At 56.5% G+C, this 17,445-nt stretch carries 18 protein-coding genes; 10 read left to right on the top strand and 8 right to left on the bottom strand.

The genetic code is table 11. The annotated features are described in order from the left end of the window. Positions 1-43: 43 nt before the first annotated feature. Entirely contained in the window at positions 44-1,603 is a 1,560-nt protein-coding gene (yoaE, locus tag F0319_RS07560) for a CNNM family cation transport protein YoaE (RefSeq protein WP_111964792.1), read from the top strand. A gap of 6 nt (positions 1,604-1,609) precedes the next feature. On the opposite strand, the gene F0319_RS07565 is transcribed toward yoaE, so the two are convergent. The 4 genes from F0319_RS07565 to pabB all read right to left on the bottom strand — a co-directional run bounded on the left by F0319_RS07565 (position 1,610) and on the right by pabB (position 6,798). Then, positions 1,610-3,208 (bottom strand): EAL domain-containing protein, encoded by a 1,599-nt coding sequence (locus tag F0319_RS07565; protein WP_149366592.1) that lies wholly within the window; start codon positions 3,206-3,208, stop codon positions 1,610-1,612. A 130-nt stretch (positions 3,209-3,338) separates the two neighbouring features. Continuing rightward, entirely contained in the window at positions 3,339-4,703 is a 1,365-nt protein-coding gene (gene sdaA, locus F0319_RS07575; RefSeq protein WP_149366593.1) for an L-serine ammonia-lyase, read from the bottom strand. A gap of 184 nt (positions 4,704-4,887) precedes the next feature. Next, positions 4,888-5,466: a CoA pyrophosphatase gene (locus F0319_RS07580; RefSeq protein ID WP_111964789.1), complete on the bottom strand. Its 579-nt coding sequence runs from the start codon at positions 5,464-5,466 to the stop codon at positions 4,888-4,890. A 6-nt stretch (positions 5,467-5,472) separates the two neighbouring features. After that, positions 5,473-6,798, bottom strand: a complete 1,326-nt coding sequence (pabB, locus tag F0319_RS07585) for an aminodeoxychorismate synthase component 1 (RefSeq protein WP_149366620.1) — start codon at positions 6,796-6,798, stop codon at positions 5,473-5,475. A gap of 61 nt (positions 6,799-6,859) precedes the next feature. On the opposite strand from pabB, the gene F0319_RS07590 reads away from it, so the two are divergent. Next, a complete protein-coding gene (locus tag F0319_RS07590; protein WP_008500497.1) occupies positions 6,860-7,042 on the top strand; it encodes a YoaH family protein in 183 nt (60 codons plus the stop codon). A gap of 6 nt (positions 7,043-7,048) precedes the next feature. On the opposite strand, the gene F0319_RS07595 is transcribed toward F0319_RS07590, so the two are convergent. Then, positions 7,049-7,393: a RidA family protein gene (locus F0319_RS07595; RefSeq protein ID WP_008500498.1), complete on the bottom strand. Its 345-nt coding sequence runs from the start codon at positions 7,391-7,393 to the stop codon at positions 7,049-7,051. Positions 7,394-7,526: 133 nt separating this feature from the next. Here F0319_RS07595 and F0319_RS07600 point away from each other — a divergent pair, with 133 nt between their 5' ends. From F0319_RS07600 to rnd, 5 genes are all read left to right on the top strand, one after another. After that, positions 7,527-9,437 (top strand): DNA repair helicase YoaA, encoded by a 1,911-nt coding sequence (locus F0319_RS07600; RefSeq protein ID WP_023293935.1) that lies wholly within the window; start codon positions 7,527-7,529, stop codon positions 9,435-9,437. A 66-nt stretch (positions 9,438-9,503) separates the two neighbouring features. Beyond that, a complete protein-coding gene (gene tsaB, locus F0319_RS07605; protein ID WP_149366594.1) occupies positions 9,504-10,199 on the top strand; it encodes a tRNA (adenosine(37)-N6)-threonylcarbamoyltransferase complex dimerization subunit type 1 TsaB in 696 nt (231 codons plus the stop codon). A gap of 37 nt (positions 10,200-10,236) precedes the next feature. Beyond that, positions 10,237-10,818 carry a Slp family lipoprotein gene (locus tag F0319_RS07610; RefSeq protein ID WP_111964786.1) on the top strand — a complete coding sequence of 194 codons (582 nt, stop codon included), beginning with the start codon at positions 10,237-10,239 and terminating at the stop codon, positions 10,816-10,818. Positions 10,819-11,021: 203 nt separating this feature from the next. Further along, complete coding sequence (gene fadD, locus F0319_RS07615; RefSeq protein ID WP_072253790.1) at positions 11,022-12,707, top strand: long-chain-fatty-acid--CoA ligase FadD; 1,686 nt, start codon at positions 11,022-11,024, stop codon at positions 12,705-12,707. A gap of 71 nt (positions 12,708-12,778) precedes the next feature. Further along, positions 12,779-13,906, top strand: a complete 1,128-nt coding sequence (gene rnd / locus F0319_RS07620; protein ID WP_149366621.1) for a ribonuclease D — start codon at positions 12,779-12,781, stop codon at positions 13,904-13,906. Between the two features lie 74 nt (positions 13,907-13,980). On the opposite strand, the gene minE is transcribed toward rnd, so the two are convergent. From minE to minC, 3 genes are read right to left on the bottom strand one after another with little or no spacing between them, the layout of a single operon-like run. Continuing rightward, positions 13,981-14,250: a cell division topological specificity factor MinE gene (gene minE / locus F0319_RS07625; protein WP_008500504.1), complete on the bottom strand. Its 270-nt coding sequence runs from the start codon at positions 14,248-14,250 to the stop codon at positions 13,981-13,983. Positions 14,251-14,253: 3 nt separating this feature from the next. Then, positions 14,254-15,066, bottom strand: coding sequence for a septum site-determining protein MinD (minD, locus tag F0319_RS07630; RefSeq protein ID WP_023312187.1), 813 nt, complete (start codon positions 15,064-15,066; stop codon positions 14,254-14,256). A gap of 23 nt (positions 15,067-15,089) precedes the next feature. Beyond that, complete coding sequence (gene minC / locus F0319_RS07635; RefSeq protein WP_111964785.1) at positions 15,090-15,797, bottom strand: septum site-determining protein MinC; 708 nt, start codon at positions 15,795-15,797, stop codon at positions 15,090-15,092. 123 nt (positions 15,798-15,920) lie between these two features. On the opposite strand from minC, the gene F0319_RS07640 reads away from it, so the two are divergent. The 3 genes from F0319_RS07640 to F0319_RS07650 all read left to right on the top strand — a co-directional run bounded on the left by F0319_RS07640 (position 15,921) and on the right by F0319_RS07650 (position 17,437). Next, positions 15,921-16,196, top strand: coding sequence for a YcgL domain-containing protein (locus F0319_RS07640; protein ID WP_029742143.1), 276 nt, complete (start codon positions 15,921-15,923; stop codon positions 16,194-16,196). A gap of 47 nt (positions 16,197-16,243) precedes the next feature. Further along, a complete protein-coding gene (locus F0319_RS07645) occupies positions 16,244-16,903 on the top strand; it encodes a fumarylacetoacetate hydrolase family protein (RefSeq protein ID WP_024909871.1) in 660 nt (219 codons plus the stop codon). Positions 16,904-16,996: 93 nt separating this feature from the next. After that, on the top strand, positions 16,997-17,437 hold the full coding sequence (locus tag F0319_RS07650) for a YcgN family cysteine cluster protein (RefSeq protein ID WP_111964877.1): 441 nt from the start codon (positions 16,997-16,999) through the stop codon (positions 17,435-17,437). Positions 17,438-17,445 lie beyond the last annotated feature (8 nt).

Raw genomic sequence — 17,445 nt, forward strand, 5'->3', positions numbered from 1 at the left:
TGAGTGGGGCACCGTTTCGTCATTCCTTTAGCAGGAGCTTGTCATGGAATTCTTAATGGACCCGTCAATCTGGGTGGGATTGCTCACGCTGGTAGTGCTCGAGATTGTTCTCGGCATTGATAACCTGGTGTTTATCGCCATCCTTGCGGACAAACTGCCGCCAAAACAGCGTGATAAAGCGCGTCTGATTGGTCTCTCGCTGGCGCTGGTCATGCGACTGGGACTGCTCTCCGTCATCTCCTGGATGGTCACGTTGACCAAACCGCTGTTCTCCGTCATGGATTACACCTTCTCAGGGCGTGATTTAATCATGCTGATCGGGGGGATATTCCTGCTTTTCAAAGCGACGACGGAGCTTCATGAGCGGCTGGAAAACCGTCAGCACGATGATGGGCACGGTAAAGGTTATGCCAGCTTCTGGGTAGTGGTGCTGCAGATTGTGGTGCTTGATGCCGTCTTCTCGCTGGATGCGGTGATCACGGCGGTCGGCATGGTGAATCATCTGCCGGTAATGATGGCGGCTGTCGTCATTGCGATGGCGGTCATGCTGCTGGCCTCAAAGCCTCTGACGCGCTTCGTGAACCAGCATCCGACGGTGGTCGTGCTGTGTCTGAGCTTCCTGCTGATGATCGGCCTGAGCCTGGTGGCGGAAGGTTTTGGCTTCCATATTCCAAAAGGCTACCTGTACGCCGCGATTGGCTTCTCGATCCTGATCGAGCTGTTCAACCAGATTGCGCGTCGTAACTTTATTAAGCAGCAGTCGAATCAGCCGCTGCGCGCCCGTACCGCAGATGCCATTCTGCGCCTGATGGGCGGTCGCCGTCAGGTGAACGTTCAGTCTGATTCCGAAAACCACAACCCGGTTCCGGTGCCTGAAGGGGCATTTGTGGAACAGGAACGCTACATGATTAACGGCGTGCTCTCTCTGGCCTCCCGTTCGCTGCGCGGCATCATGACGCCGCGCGGTGAAATCAGCTGGGTCGATGCTAACCTGAGCGTGGATGAAATTCGCCAGCAGCTGCTCTCTTCACCGCACAGCCTGTTCCCGGTTTGTCGCGGTGAGCTGGATGAGATCATCGGCGTCGTGCGGGCGAAAGAGATGCTGGTGGCCCTGGAAGAGGGCGTCAACGTGGAAGCCGTTGCTGCCGCATCGCCTGCGATTGTCGTACCGGAAACGCTGGATCCGATCAACCTTCTCGGGGTGCTGCGCCGCGCTCGCGGTAGCTTTGTTATCGTTACCAACGAGTTTGGCGTGGTGCAGGGGCTGGTCACGCCGCTGGACGTGCTGGAAGCGATTGCCGGTGAATTCCCGGATGAAGACGAAACGCCAGAGATCGTTGCCGACGGTGAAGGCTGGCTGGTTAAAGGTACCACCGACCTGCACGCGCTCTCGCATACGCTGGGGCTGGAAAACGTCATCAACGATGAAGAAGACATCGCGACCGTTGCCGGTCTGGTTATCGCGGTTAACGGGCAAATCCCGCGCGTCGGAGATGTGATCGAGCTTTCGCCGCTGCACATTACGATCGTTGAAGCCAACGACTATCGCGTTGATATGGTGCGCATTGTTAAAGAACAATCTGCCCACGACGAAGATGAGTAAGCCGGCTTAGCGCAGCGGCATTAAGGGCACGATGTGCCCGTTATGATGCGCTGGCGGGGACGCGCTTCCCGCCAGCCACTTAGGAAAATCCCGTAGCGGCATAGGCCGCGCATAGAAAAAACCCTGCAGAACAGGCACGCCATGGCGACGCAAATAGCGCGCCTGCTCCTCTGTCTCGACCCCTTCAGCAACCAGTTCAATATTCAGCCTCTGGCCCAGCGCAATAATCATATCCGTCACCGTTGAATTCACGGCGTCTGTACCAATGGCGGTGGTAAAGGACTGGTCAATTTTCAGCACGTCCGGGTGCAGCTTTTCAAGCCAGGATAGGGAACTGTTTCCTGTACCAAAATCGTCGATAGCGAGCTTCACCCCTTTGCGATGCAGTTCGCGCACGATGCGATAATCCGCATCCAGCAGCGCATCCCGTTCCGTTAGCTCAATCACCAGCTGCTGGCGCGGACGGGCGCTGAACCAGAGGCGGTTCAGGTCCTGTATCAACACCGCGTCACGGAAATGGCTGGCGGCGACGTTAATGCCGATGTGAAAACCGGCGCTGGCGGGAAAGTAGCCTATCTGGCGCACCGTTTCGGCGATCACATAGCGGGTCAGAGGAACAATCAGGTTATGTTCTTCTGCCAGAGGAATAAACACTTCCGGGGAGATCCATCCCTGACGCGGATTATTCCAGCGCAGCAGGATCTCCACGCCCGTGCACGCCTGGGTACGGGCATTCACCAGCGGCTGGCAGAAAAGCTCAAATTCCCGGCCCGCAATCCCCATATCGATCTCCCACGTGAAGCTCATCCGGTTTGCCGTTGCCAGCCAGGCGAGATAGCCCAGCAGCAGGCTCAGCATAAGCCCGAGAGGCAGCTGGGCTGGCAGGCTGTTTAAGGCTAACTCTCCAGGGCCTGGCCCGCTGACCGTAATGGTGAAAGGATTTCGGGTTGATGATTGCTGGAAAAGCGAGCCTTCCTTATCAAACGTCAGGCTGTCGCTGACGCGTTGTCCATAGCGCAGAAAGCGATCGCCTACGGTCAGCGCCACGTCATTGATGAGCGGGCGCTGGGGCTCCAGAATCATTTTGGCGATCAGATCGATATTAATGATCTCGATGACGCCTGCTTCACCGTCCTGAGAAACAGGATACCACTGGATCAATATCGGGCTACCCTTAAGCAGCCACTGGTCGCTCGATAAAATCAGCTTCGCTGTGCTGGCGGGTAATTCTTTCAGGAAGTCGCGAACGGGCACATTGCGGCTGCCGAAAATACTCGAGCAGTACAGAATACCGTCTTTAATCAGGGCGATGGAGCGTACCGTCTGCAAAATGGCTGCCTGCTTTCGCAGCGCGAGGTGCGCCTGCGGGCAGGGCTGCCCCACCAGGGGCTGCAGCACGCTGCGGCGGTTCTCTAAAGAAAGCAGGACGTTATCAAGGGCGCGAACGGTGTGGCTGGTAAAATCGAGGATCCGCTGTTGGTTAACATTGCGCTGCGAAATAAAGCGAATGCCTAACGTCAGGATGAGCGTGAGGAGCGCAACCGTCACACAGACGATAACGCGTTTTCGGCGATAGTTTTTAATGATCGTTTGTGCAGTTTGCATGAACGGTCGCCTGATAAGCCACCAGCCACAAAAGCCGGACGCAACAGTGAAAGTGTAGTGGGGAAAGCTGAAGGAGACGAGGAAGAAGAGGGAAATTCGCCCATCCGTTGCAGATGGGCGAAAGGCAGTATTAGTCGCACTGCACCTTAATGGCCAGGCCACCACGGGACGTCTCGCGGTATTTCGCGTTCATGTCTTTACCGGTTTCGTACATGGTTTCAATCACCTTATCCAGCGATACGCGAGGTTCGCTGGTACGGCGCATCGCCATGCGTGAGGCGTTGATGGCTTTCACGGAAGCAATTGCGTTACGCTCGATGCACGGCACCTGCACCTGGCCCGCGACCGGATCGCAGGTCAGACCGAGGTTATGCTCCATACCGATTTCAGCCGCCACGCAGACCTGCTCAGGGCTTGCGCCCAGCAGCTCTGCCAGACCCGCCGCCGCCATGGAGCAGGCCACGCCGACTTCACCCTGACAGCCTACTTCAGCACCGGAGATGGATGCATTCATTTTGTACAGCGCACCGATTGCACCTGCCGCCAGGAAATAGCGGATGTAGATATCAGGCGTCACGGGCTCAATAAAGTGATCGTAATACGCCAGCACTGCCGGAACGATACCGCACGCGCCGTTAGTTGGCGCCGTCACGACGCGTCCACCGGCGGCGTTTTCTTCGTTAACCGCCAGGGCAAACATGTTTACCCAGTCGACCACGTTCATCGGGTCATTGGAAAACTTGTCCGTGGTCACCAGCATACGGCGCAGGGCGGAGGCACGACGCGGCACGCGCAGTGGACCCGGCAGAACGCCTTCGGTGTTCATCCCGCGGTCGATACAGGCGCGCATGGTTTGCCAGACGTTGGCAAAATAGTCTTCAATCTCTTTCTTGCTGTGCAGGGCCAGTTCGTTCTGCATCACCATGCCGGACAGTGAAAGACCGGTATCTTTGCAGTAGCCCAGCATCTCGGTAGCCGATTTGAACGGGTACGGTACGCTGACGTCGCCGACGCTATCTTTGCCAAAATGCTCTTCATCCACGATGAAGCCACCGCCGATGGAGTAGTACGTTTTGCTGTAAATCTCTTTTTCACCGCTGTAAGCGTGAATGGTCATGCCGTTTTCATGCAGCGGCAGGTTGTCGCTACGGAAACGCATGCCGTCATCCTGCGGGAAATCGACTTCCTGCTGGCCGTTTGCCAGCAGCAGGCGGCCGCGTGTTTCCACGTCGCGGATGAATGCCGGGATGGCATCAATATCAACGGTATCCGGCATATTGCCTGCCAGACCCATAATAATGGCGATATCGGTGTGGTGGCCTTTACCCGTTAATGACAGCGAGCCGTAAACATCCACGGCGACACGGGTAACGCTTTCCAGTAATCCTTTTTCGACCAGATCATCGACGAACTGTTTACCGGCCTTCATCGGGCCAACAGTATGGGAAGACGAAGGGCCAATTCCCACTTTGAACATGTCGAATATACTAATCACTTTCACACTCCTGACAGGGTTACCGGGGTTCCAGTAACGATGTTATAACTGCGCATAGTGTAAGAGGGAACACCGACCTCGGCTTAACTATTCACATGAATTAAACTAATGGTTGACGATGGGTTTTGCTAATAGCGCGACGCGGATCGCAAACCTGCGAAAAAGGATGGAATGTAAAGTATAGTCAAGGCTTCAGGCCGATTTGCAACGCCAGTTCACGAATAATGCCCGCCGTCATGCCCCAGACAAAATAATGCTGATACCAGGACAACCAGACCCGATGGTCATGCCCTCGTCGATGAATATCCAGCGGATGATAACGGCTTAGCCGGAGCGCCTCTTCAAGCGGCATTTCAAACACTGCAGAGACTTCATCGACGCTGGCGTGATACTGCAGGTCCGGCGGGATAATACCTACCACCGGCGTGACCTGAAAACCGGTGACGCTATCTACGGGCGGCAACACGCCAATGACCTCCACCGTCTCAGGCGGAATGGCAACTTCTTCCTGCGCTTCCCGCAGCGCGGCGGCAATCAGCGAGGCGTCGGAGCTGTCTACTGCGCCGCCAGGAAAGGCGACCTGACCCGCGTGCTTGCGTAAATGGGGAGAACGCTGGGTGAGCAGCAGGCCCGGTTGCGCGCGACGTACGACCGGGATCAGCACGGCCGCCTGACGCTGATTCAGCGCCTCGCGGTTGACCTGCGGTCTTAGTAGCTGAAAGCGAGATAAAAAATCATCCAGCGTCAGGTTCTCTTTTTCCACCCGTGATTACTCCAGTTGTTTCAGGATACGGTTAACTTTATCAAAGGTTTCCTGATATTCCGCGTCGACCTGGCTGTCGGCAACAATACCGCCCCCGGCCGAACAGTAGAGATTTCCGCTGCAGGCGGTCAGCGTGCGAATGGTGATGCTGGTATCCATGGTGCCGCACAAGCTGATATAGCCGATGCTGCCGCACCAGGCGTTGCGGCGGTGCGGTTCCAGTTCGTCGATGATTTCCATGGCGCGAATTTTGGGCGCGCCGGTGATGGAGCCGCCCGGAAACGCGGCGCGGAGCAGATCGCAGGCGGTGCGAGAGGCGGGAAGACGCGCGGTTATGGTGCTGACCAGATGATACACTGCCGGGAAAGGCTCGACGACAAACAGTTCCGGCACGCGCACGCTGCCCGGTTCGGCGACGCGGCCGATGTCGTTACGCATCAGATCCACAATCATCAGGTTCTCGGCGCGGTCTTTCGGCGAGGCGGCAAGTTTTTCCGCCTGCTGGCGATCGGCGTCGGGATCGGCAAGACGCGGCAAGGTGCCTTTAATAGGACGGGTTTGAATCGTGCCCTCGGCCAGATGAATAAATCGCTCGGGTGAAAGACTGAGTATTGCACCCTGTTCCAGACGCACAAACGCGCTAAACGGCGCCTTATTGCTGGCGTTAAGACGGGTAAACGCCTGCCACTCGTCCCCCTCATAGGTCGCCTGGAAACGCTGGGCGAGGTTAACCTGATAGCAGTCACCGCTTTGCAGGTACGCCTGAACGCGAGCGAATTTTTCGGCATACTCCGCGGCACTCATATTTGAGCGCCAGCCGGAGGTCAATGTGAACGTCTGTGCCGGTGCAGGCTGCTGCGATTGAAGCCACGCCAGACGCGCCTGCACGTCACGATGGCTCAGCAGGGAAACCGTTTTTTTCTTGTGATCGACAATTAACGCCCAGTCATACAGCCCCACGGCCATGTCGGGCAGGGGAATATCAGCCTGCGCATGCTCGGGCAGCGCTTCGAAACGGCGACCCAGATCGTAGCCAAACAGGCCCAGCGCGCCCCCCTGAAAGGGAAGGTCGGGGTTTGGTGTGGCAGATAAGCCCAGCGCGTTAATGGCTTGCTGAAGCTGCGCCAGCGGATCGCCAGTTAAGGACAGGTCATCGGTGGTCAGCGTCTTTAGCGGATCGGCCACCAGAATGTCGAAGCGGCTGTAGGGGTGGTCCGCATGGCCGGAGTGCAGCAGCATCGCAAACGGAAGATGGCTCAGGCGGGCAAACCAGTATTCAGCGGCGTCTGTTCGCCAGGGCAGAGTAATAACAGTGGGGAAGCGCATGTTCATGTGTGGCATACTACCGGGCAGCGTGAAATAATTAGCGCGAATAATTTAGCAGGAGTTGACGATGTTTGCAGGTTTACCTTCTCTGAGCCATGAACAGCAGCAGAAAGCGGTTGAGCGAATTCAGGAACTGATGTCCCAGGGGATGAGCAGCGGACAGGCGATTTCCCAGGTGGCGGAAGAACTGCGCGCCACGCATACCGGCGAGCGGATCGTGGCGCGTTTCGAGGATGAAGATGAAGAGTAATCGTGCTTAAACCGCCGCGATAATCTTAATCTCTACCTTGTATTCCGGCTTCATCAGCGTGGCCTGTACGGTGCAGCGTACAGGCGCGTGACCCGCCACAACCCACGCATCCCAGGCTTTGTTCATTGCCGCGAAATCATCTTTGTTTGCCAGGAAAATCGTCGCATCCAGAATGCGGGATTTGTCGCTGCCCTGTTTTTCCAGCACCGCATCAATCTGCGCCAGAGTGTTAGCCGTTTGCTCGAACGCATCCGCATCCAGGTTAGCCGGTACGCCGGTGTAGTAGAGCGTCTGGTTATGGATCACCACATCAGACCAGCGGGCTTCGGCATCAATGCGCACAATTGTCATAAACGTTTCCTCGTTATTTTTCGTCGTCAGGCGGCAAGACTGCCATATTGTTCTCGTGTCGTCACTATTTGGGGTGGCACAGGAGAGGATGGGCTGACATAATCCCTGTGCAAAAATACAGTGAGAGAGCACCGTGGCAGACGATTTTTCCCCTGAAGGTCAATTAGCGCAGGCTATTCCCGGCTTCAAACCCCGTGAACCTCAGCGCCAGATGGCGCACGCCGTTGCACGCGCCATCGATAAGGCTCAGCCGCTGGTGGTCGAAGCGGGTACCGGCACGGGTAAAACCTATGCTTACCTTGCGCCAGCGCTGCGGGCGAAAAAAAAGGTGATTATCTCGACCGGTTCGAAAGCGCTGCAGGATCAGCTCTACAGCCGCGATTTGCCCACGGTGGCCAAGGCGCTGAAATACAAAGGCCGTCTGGCCCTGCTGAAGGGGCGATCCAACTATCTCTGCCTGGAACGCCTTGAGCAGCAGGCGCTGGCGGGCGGCGACTTGCCGGTGCAAACCCTCAGCGACGTCATTATCCTTCGCGCCTGGGCGAACCAGACGGAAGAGGGCGATATCAGCACCTGCGCGAGCGTGCCGGAAGACTCACCTGCCTGGCCGCTGGTGACCAGCACTAACGACAACTGCCTCGGCAGCGACTGTCCGCTGTATAAAGACTGCTTTGTAGTGAAAGCGCGCAAAACGGCGATGGATGCGGATGTGGTGGTGGTGAACCACCATCTGTTCCTCGCGGATATGGTGGTAAAGGACAGCGGCTTTGGTGAGCTGATTCCGGAGGCGGACGTGATGATCTTCGACGAAGCCCACCAGCTGCCGGATATCGCCAGCCAGTATTTCGGCCAGTCGCTCTCCAGCCGCCAGCTGCAGGATCTGGCGAAAGATTTCACCATCGCTTACCGGACCGAACTCAAAGATACCCAGCAGCTGCAGAAGTGCGCCGACCGCCTGGCGCAGAGCGCGCAGGATTTCCGTTTACAGCTCGGCGAGCCGGGCTATCGCGGCAACCTGCGCGAGCTGCTGGCGGACAAAAATATCCAGCGCGCGCTGCTGCTGCTCGATGACGCCCTTGAACTCTGCTACGACGTGGCGAAACTGTCGCTTGGTCGTTCCGCCCTGCTGGACGCGGCCTTTGAGCGCGCCACGCTGTATCGCGGGCGGCTCAAACGGCTTAAAGAGATCAATCAGCCGGGGTACAGCTACTGGTACGAATGCACTTCGCGGCATTTCACGCTGGCGCTCACGCCGCTGACGGTGGCGGATAAATTTAAAGAGGTGATGGCGCAAAAGCCGGGAAGCTGGATCTTCACCTCGGCAACCCTGTCGGTGAATGACGATCTGCATCACTTCACGGAACGTCTGGGCATCGAGCAGGCGGAATCCTTGCTCCTGCCCAGCCCGTTCGATTACGAGAAGCAGGCGCTGCTCTGCGTTCCCCGCAATCTGCCGCTGCCGAACCAGCCGGGTGCGGCACGCCATCTGGCCGCGATGTTAAAACCGATGATCGAGGCCAACAACGGCCGCTGTTTTATGCTCTGCACCTCTCACGCTATGATGCGCGACCTCGCCGAGCAGTTCCGCGCCACCATGACGCTGCCGGTGCTGCTGCAGGGCGAAACCAGCAAAGGCCAGCTGCTCCAGCAGTTTGTCAGCGCCGGAAATGCCCTGCTGGTAGCCACCAGCAGCTTCTGGGAAGGGGTGGACGTGCGCGGCGATACGCTCTCGCTGGTTATCATTGATAAGCTTCCGTTTACCTCCCCGGACGATCCGCTGCTCAAGGCGAGGATGGAGGACTGCCGTCTGCGCGGGGGAGATCCGTTTGACGAGGTTCAGCTGCCGGATGCGGTCATTACCCTTAAGCAAGGGGTAGGGCGATTAATCCGCGACGTTACCGATCGCGGCGTGCTGGTCATCTGCGATAACCGACTGGTGATGCGCCCTTACGGAGCAACCTTCCTTGCAAGCCTGCCGCCCGCGCCGCGGACGCGGGACATAAAACGCGCGGTGCGTTTCCTGGCAAACCCAACGGCGGAGTAATTTACCCCGGAGTATGCTAAGATGCGCGCCATTTTGTGACTGACCCTTGCGAGAGCGCGACGACTGATGCGAATTCTGGCTATTGATACCGCGACAGAGGCTTGCTCTGTCGCTCTGTTGAACGACGGTGCTGTTTCTGCTCATTTCGAAGAGTGCCCCCGGGAACACACCCAACGCATTCTGCCCCTGGTAAAAGCCATTTTAACCCAGGGCAACACCTCCTTAACCGACCTCGACGCGCTGGCCTTTGGCCGCGGCCCCGGCAGCTTTACGGGCGTACGTATCGGGATTGGCATTGCGCAGGGCCTGGCGCTGGGCGCCGAACTGCCGATGATCGGCGTCTCTACCCTCGCCACCATGGCGCAGGGCGCATGGCGCATGACCGGGGCAACGCGCGTTCTGGCCGCGATTGATGCCCGCATGGGCGAAGTTTACTGGGCCGAATACACCCGCGACGAGCAGGGCGTGTGGCACGGTGAAGAGACTGAAGCCGTGCTTAAGCCGGAAGCGGTCACTGAAAGACTGCAACAGCTTTCAGGCGAGTGGGCGACCGTCGGCACCGGCTGGCCGGCGTGGCCAGACATGGCGAACGACACCGGGTTGACGCTGGTGGACGGCAACATGCTGCTGCCTGCTGCGGAAGATATGCTTCCGATTGCCTGCCAGCTGCTCGCAGCAGGCAAAACCGTGGCCGTTGAACACGCGGAGCCGGTTTATTTGCGAAACACCGTTGCGTGGAAGAAACTTCCGGGCCGCGAGTGAATCTCAGTAACAGGAACTGAGAAAAAGGAGTCGCATCATGGCGGTCCAGACTAAAGTAGTACGCCTTATTATGGCAGGCGCAGTTGCCATAGCACTGAGCGGATGCGTTTCCGTTCCTGATGCGATTAAGGGCACCAGCCCGACGCCACAGCAGGATCTGGTTCGGGTGATGAATGCCCCTGAGCTGTACGTCGGCCAGGAAGCGCGCTTTGGCGGTAAGGTGATAGACGTACAAAACCAGCAGGGGAAAACCCGCCTCGAGATCGCAACCGTTCCGCTGGACAGCGGCGCGCGGCCTGTACTGGGTGAGGCCTCTCGCGGGCGTATCTACGCGGACGTGAGTGGTTTCCTCGATCCTGTCGATTTTCGCGGACAACTGGTCACCGTCGTCGGGCCGATTACCGGCGCCGTGCAGGGTAAAATCGGCAGCACGCCGTATAAATTTATGACCATGCAGGTCAACGGGTATAAGCGCTGGCGGTTAGCACAGCAGGTGATCATGCCGCCTCAGCCGATCGATCCGTGGATGTGGGGTCCGCATCCTTATCGTTACGGCTACCCGGGCTGGGGTTGGTATAACCCGGGACCTGCACAGGTACAGACGATCGTTACTGAGTAACTTACTGTTATTGCTAGAAAAGAGACAGCGGCTCAGCCGCTGTCTCTGTTTTTTTACGGATAAAACGAAAAAAAAGAGTGACGCGCTTCGCAACCTTAAATCTGAACAATTAATAAACTGGTACGCTGAGTTAATATAATGTTAACAAACTGTTTATTATCGGGGTTGTGATGACGACGAACACTCATTTCAGAGGTGATGCATTGAAGAAGGTTTGGCTTAACCGTTATCCCGCAGATGTTCCTGCTGAGATCAATCCTGACCGTTATCAATCCCTGGTGGAATTATTTGAGCACTCGGTAAGGCGCTACGCGGACCAGCCCGCATTCGTGAATATGGGCGAGGTCATGACGTTCCGTAAGCTTGAAGAGCGTAGCCGGGCGTTTGCGGCGTATCTTCAGGAAGGGCTGGGGCTGCAAAAAGGGGACCGCGTCGCGCTGATGATGCCAAACCTGCTGCAATACCCGGTGGCGTTGTTCGGTATCCTGCGAGCCGGGATGATTGTCGTCAACGTCAACCCGCTGTACACCCCGCGCGAGCTTGAGCATCAGCTGAACGACAGCGGCGCGGTTGCGATTGTCATTGTGTCTAACTTTGCCCATACGCTGGAAAAAGTGGTCGACAAAACCCAGGTGAAACACGTCATCCTGACGCGCATGGGTGACCAGCTCTCTACCGCCAAAGGCACGCTGGTTAACTTTGTCGTCAAATACGTCAAGCGTCTGGTGCCAAAATACCACCTGCCGGACGCTATCTCCTTCCGCAGGGCGCTGCATGCGGGCTATCGTATGCAGTACGTCAAGCCGGAAGTGGTCTCAGAAGATCTCGCCTTCCTGCAGTATACCGGTGGCACCACCGGCGTGGCGAAAGGCGCTATGTTGACCCACCGCAACATGCTGGCGAACCTTGAGCAGGTCAACGCAACCTACGGGCCGCTGCTGCATCCAGGCAAAGAGCTGGTCATTACGGCGCTGCCGCTGTACCACATTTTCGCACTGACCATGAACTGCCTGCTGTTTATTGAGCTGGGCGGTCAAAACGTGCTGATCACCAACCCGCGCGATATTCCAGGGCTGGTGAAAGAGCTGGCGAAATACCCGTTCACCGCCATGACCGGGGTAAATACTCTGTTCAACGCGCTGCTTAATAACAAAGAGTTCCAGCAGCTGGATTTTTCCACGCTGCACCTCTCTGCGGGCGGCGGCATGCCGGTCCAGCAGGCGGTTGCCGAGCGCTGGGTGAAGCTCACCGGTCAGTATCTGCTGGAGGGCTATGGCCTGACGGAATGCGCGCCGCTGGTCAGCGTTAACCCGCATGATATCGACTATCACAGCGGAAGCATTGGTCTGCCCGTTCCTTCCACTGAAGCGAAACTGGTCGATGATAACGATAATGAAGTTGCGCCGGGTGAGCCGGGTGAGCTGTGCGTCAAAGGTCCGCAGGTGATGCTGGGCTACTGGCAGCGTCCCGACGCGACCGACGAAATCATCAAAGACGGCTGGCTGCATACCGGTGACATCGCGGTGATGGATGAGGAAGGCTTCCTGCGTATTGTCGATCGCAAGAAAGATATGATTCTGGTCTCCGGCTTCAACGTCTATCCGAATGAGATCGAAGACGTGGTTATGCAGCACAGCGGCGTACTCGAAGTGGCAGCGGTCGGCGTGCCTTCCGGCAGCAGTGGTGAAGCGGTGAAGATATTTGTGGTCAAGAAAGATCCTTCTCTCACCGAGGAAGCGCTGATAACGTTTTGTCGTCGTCAGCTGACGGGCTATAAAGTGCCGAAGCTGGTGGAATTCCGCGACGAGCTGCCGAAATCCAACGTCGGGAAGATATTACGACGAGAATTACGTGACGAAGCCCGTGCCAAAGTAGACAATAAGGCCTGAGCTTCACGTTAATCGTCCAGACGCCGGTTAAGCCGGCGTTTTTTATGGGCGCAAACAAAAGAGAATCCGATTTGAATTACCAGATGATCACGACCAACGACGAGCTGGCTTCGCTGTGCGAAGTGACGCGCGACTTTCCTGCCATTGCCCTGGATACCGAGTTTGTCCGTACCCGAACCTATTATCCGCAGCTGGGTTTGATTCAGATGTACGACGGTAAACACGTGTCGCTGATCGACCCTCTCGGCATTACCGACTGGACGCCGATGCGCGATCTGCTGCTCGATACCGCCGTGACGAAATACCTGCACGCGGGCAGTGAAGATCTGGAAGTCTTTCTGAACACCTTTGGCATCATGCCTCAGCCGCTGATTGATACGCAGATCCTCGCGGCGTTCAGCGGTCGTCCGCTGTCGTGGGGTTTTGCCGCCATGGTGGAGGAGTATACGGGCCTGACGCTGGATAAGAGTGAATCCCGCACCGACTGGCTGGCGCGTCCGCTAACCGCACGCCAGCTGGAATATGCGGTGGCAGACGTGTTTTACCTGCTGCCGATCGCCGGACAGCTGATGAAAGAGGCGGAAGCCTCCGGATGGCTCGCTGCTGCGCTGGACGAGTGCCGAATGACCCAGCAGCGCCGTCAGGAAGTGGTGGATCCGAAAGAGGCCTGGCGCGACATCAGCAACGCCTGGCAGCTGCGAACGCGTCAGCTGGCATGCCTGCAGTTGCTGGCAGACTGGCGCTTGCGTAAAGCACGCGAGCGCGACCTGGCCGTTAACTTTGTGGTTCGCGAAGAGCATCTCTGGGCGGTGGCGCGCTATATGCCGGGCAGCCTCGGCGAGCTTGACAGCATTGGGCTTTCAGGCAGCGAGATCCGTTTCCACGGTAAAACCCTGCTGGCGCTGGTCGCAAAAGCGCAGGAGCTGCCGGAAGATGCGCTGCCGGAACCGCTGCTGAACCTGATGGACATGCCGGGCTATCGCAAGGCTTTCAAGGACATCAAAGCGCTGGTGCAGGCAGTTGCAACCGAAAGCAAACTGAGCGCGGAACTGCTCGCCTCACGTCGTCAGATTAACCAGCTGCTGAACTGGCACTGGAAGTTGAAGCCGCAGAATGGCGTGCCGGAAATGATGGCGGGATGGCGCGGGGAATTGATGGCCGATCGCCTGAATACGCTGCTGGAAGGCTATCCTCGATAAAAAATATGCCGGGTGATAAACCCGGCATATTCCCCCGGTGGCGCTGCGCTTACCGGGGCTATGAAATCACAAACCTACGGACGCGACTCTTCCGCTTCCGGGAGCGTCACGTTCAGCTCCAGAATCGAAATATCCCCGTCTTTTTGTTCCAGCTGTACCGTCACCATCTCCGGGTCAATCTGCACGTACTTACAGATCACTTCCAGGATGTCCTTGCGCAGCTGCGGCAGGTAGTGAGGCTCGGCGTCGCTACGACGACGCTCCGCAACGATAATTTGCAGACGTTCTTTTGCGATGTTGGCGGTGTTCTTTTTCCGCGAGAGAAAAAAGTCCAGTAATGCCATAACTTATCCTCCGAACAGGCGTTTGAGGAAACCTTTCTTCTCTTCTTCAATGAAGCGGAAAGGACGTTCTTCTCCCAGCAGACGGTCAACGGTATCGGCGTAAGCTTTACCTGCATCTGCCATTGTATCAAGGATCACTGGCTCGCCCTGGTTAGAGGCGCGTAACACGGACTGATCTTCCGGGATAACGCCGACCAGCTTAATGCGCAGGATCTCAAGCACGTCTTCCATGCTCAGCATGTCACCTTTGTTCACGCGGCCCGGATTGTAGCGGGTGAGCAGCAGGTGTTCTTTAATCGGGTCTTCGCCATTTTCCGCACGACGGGATTTAGAGGCGAGGATCCCCAGAATGCGGTCTGAGTCACGCACGGATGAAACTTCAGGGTTGGTGGTGATGATCGCTTCATCAGCGAAGTAGAGCGCCATCAGGGCACCGGTTTCGATGCCGGCAGGGGAGTCGCAGACGATGAAGTCGAAATCCATTTTTTTCAGATCGTCGAGCACCTTTTCCACCCCTTCACGGGTCAGGGCGTCTTTGTCACGCGTCTGAGATGCCGGGAGAATGTAGAGGTTCTCGGTGCGCTTGTCTTTAATCATCGCCTGGTTCAGCGTGGCATCGCCCTGAATGACGTTCACAAAGTCATACACGACGCGACGCTCACATCCCATGATGAGGTCGAGGTTACGCAGACCGATATCGAAGTCGATAACGATGGTTTTCTTTCCCTTCTGGGCCAAACCAGTAGCGATGGCCGCGCTGGAGGTGGTCTTGCCAACGCCTCCTTTACCCGAAGTAACAACAATAATGCGTGCCATAGAAATTCCTTGTTAAAAAGGGATCAATTCAACGGTTGAACGGTCAACGCGTCGTCTGCCAGAAGCAGGCGAGCCGCTTTGCCATAAAATTCGGCTGGGATCTTGTCGCTCAGCCAATATTCACCTGCGATGGACACCAGTTCCGCCGTCAGGTGAGTACAAAATATTTGCGCATCTCGATCGCCACTTGCACCTGCGAGCGCACGTCCACGCATCATACCGTATACGTGAATATTGCCATCTGCAATCAGCTCAGCGCCAGCACTGACGTGGCTTGTAACAATCAGATCACAGTTTGGTGCATAAATGCGCTGACCGGAACGAACCGGCACATCAATCATTCGCGTTTTTGTGACGGTAGTAACGTTTTGCACCGCAGGAGGGGGCGTTTCGACGGCAACGGGTGCCGCACGCGAGGCTTTTTCTTTGCCCTCATTCAGAAGGGGCAGCCCCGCACGCTCAATTTCCGCTTTCAGCTCAGAATCTTTGCAGCCGCTGATGCCCACGATACGCAGTCCGGTGGAGGAGACGGCCTGCTGGAGAAGTTTCCAGTTAACCGGCGCCTCAAGACCGCTGACGTTGATAACAACAGGGGCGTGTTTCAGAAAGGCGGGAGCCTGGGCGATTTTGTCTTCTAACGCCTGACGAATAACCTCGGGTTTTGCATCATGCAAATGTACCACTGATAAGGTGAAGCTACTGCCTTTAAGCTCGATGGGCGTGTTTGACATCCTGGCCTTACTCAATTTGCTATTAACCGCAACCACTCGCTGCGATATTCCGAAGAGTATCAGGCATGTTATAGTCAGGAGTATATTGAGGCAAGCAACCACCCATTAATTCAGAGTAAAAACATGTTTTGTGTGATCTACAGAAGTACAAGCCGTGACCAGACCTATCTTTATGTCGAAAAGAAAGACGATTTTTCACGCGTGCCTGAAGAATTAATGAAGAACTTTGGCCGACCACAGCTGGCTATGCTGCTGCCGCTTGATGGTCGTAAGAAACTGATTAATGCCGATCTGGATAAAGTGAAAACGGCCTTAGCCGAGCAGGGCTATTATTTACAGCTTCCACCGCCACCCGAGAATTTATTAAAACAGCATCTTGAGGCGAACGGTAAAAAATAGTCTCAACTGTTTTTGGGCACAACACATCAACCGTTTAGGGGTCGACCATGTATCAACATCATAACTGGCAAGGTGCATTACTGGATTATCCCGTCAGCAAAGTGGTTTGCGTAGGGAGCAACTATGCAAAACATATTCAGGAGATGGGCAGCGCGACGCCAGAAGAGCCGGTTCTGTTTATTAAGCCTGAAACGGCGCTTTGCGATATCCGCCAGCCGCTGGCGCTGCCGCAGGGGCTCGGCTCGGTGCATCACGAAGTGGAACTTGCCGTGCTGATTGGTGCAACGCTTCGCCAGGCCTCAGAAGAACATGTTCAGAAAGCGATTGCCGGATACGGCGTGGCGCTGGATCTGACCCTGCGTGACGTGCAGGGCAAAATGAAGAAAGCAGGGCAGCCGTGGGAAAAAGCCAAAGGGTTTGATAATTCCTGCCCGATCTCGGCGTTTGTGCCGGTGAGCGAATTTACAGGCGATCCGCAGGATACCCCGCTCAGCCTGAAGGTTAACGGCGAGATCCGCCAGCAGGGCACCACGGCAGACATGATCCATAAGATTGTGCCGCTGATCGCCTACATGAGCCGCTTCTTTACCCTTAAACCAGGCGATGTGATCCTGACCGGCACGCCGGAAGGCGTTGGTCCGCTCGTGAGCGGAGATGAACTGGAGGTCGGTTTTAACGGCCTGTCGCTGAAAACCCGCGTGCTGTAACCCCATCTTGCCGCCTGAAGAGGGCGGCAAAACTTGCAACAACGTGCCAGACTCGTTATAAGGTGCGCTTTCTTTTGACGTGTGGACATCCTGATGAACGACATCCCTTTCTGGCAAAGCAAAACTCTCGACGACATGACTGACGCGGAATGGGAATCATTGTGCGACGGCTGCGGGCAGTGCTGCCTGCACAAGCTGATGGATGAAGATACGGATGAAATCTACTTCACCAACGTTGCCTGCAAGCAGCTAAACATTAAAACCTGCCAGTGCCGCAACTATGAGCGCCGGTTTGAATTTGAGCCGGACTGCATAAAGTTAACCCGGGATAATCTGCCGACGTTTGAATGGCTGCCGCATACCTGCGCGTATCGCCTGCTGGCGGAAGGGAAAGGCCTGCCTGACTGGCATCCGCTACTGACCGGTTCAAAAGCGGCGATGCACGGCGAGCGTATCTCTGTGCGCCACATTGCGGTGAAAGAGTCCGAGGTTCGGGACTGGGAAGATCACATCATGAACCACCCGAGACGTTGAGATTAAAA

The organism is Enterobacter vonholyi, assembly GCF_008364555.1.
Lineage (GTDB): Bacteria > Pseudomonadota > Gammaproteobacteria > Enterobacterales > Enterobacteriaceae > Enterobacter > Enterobacter vonholyi.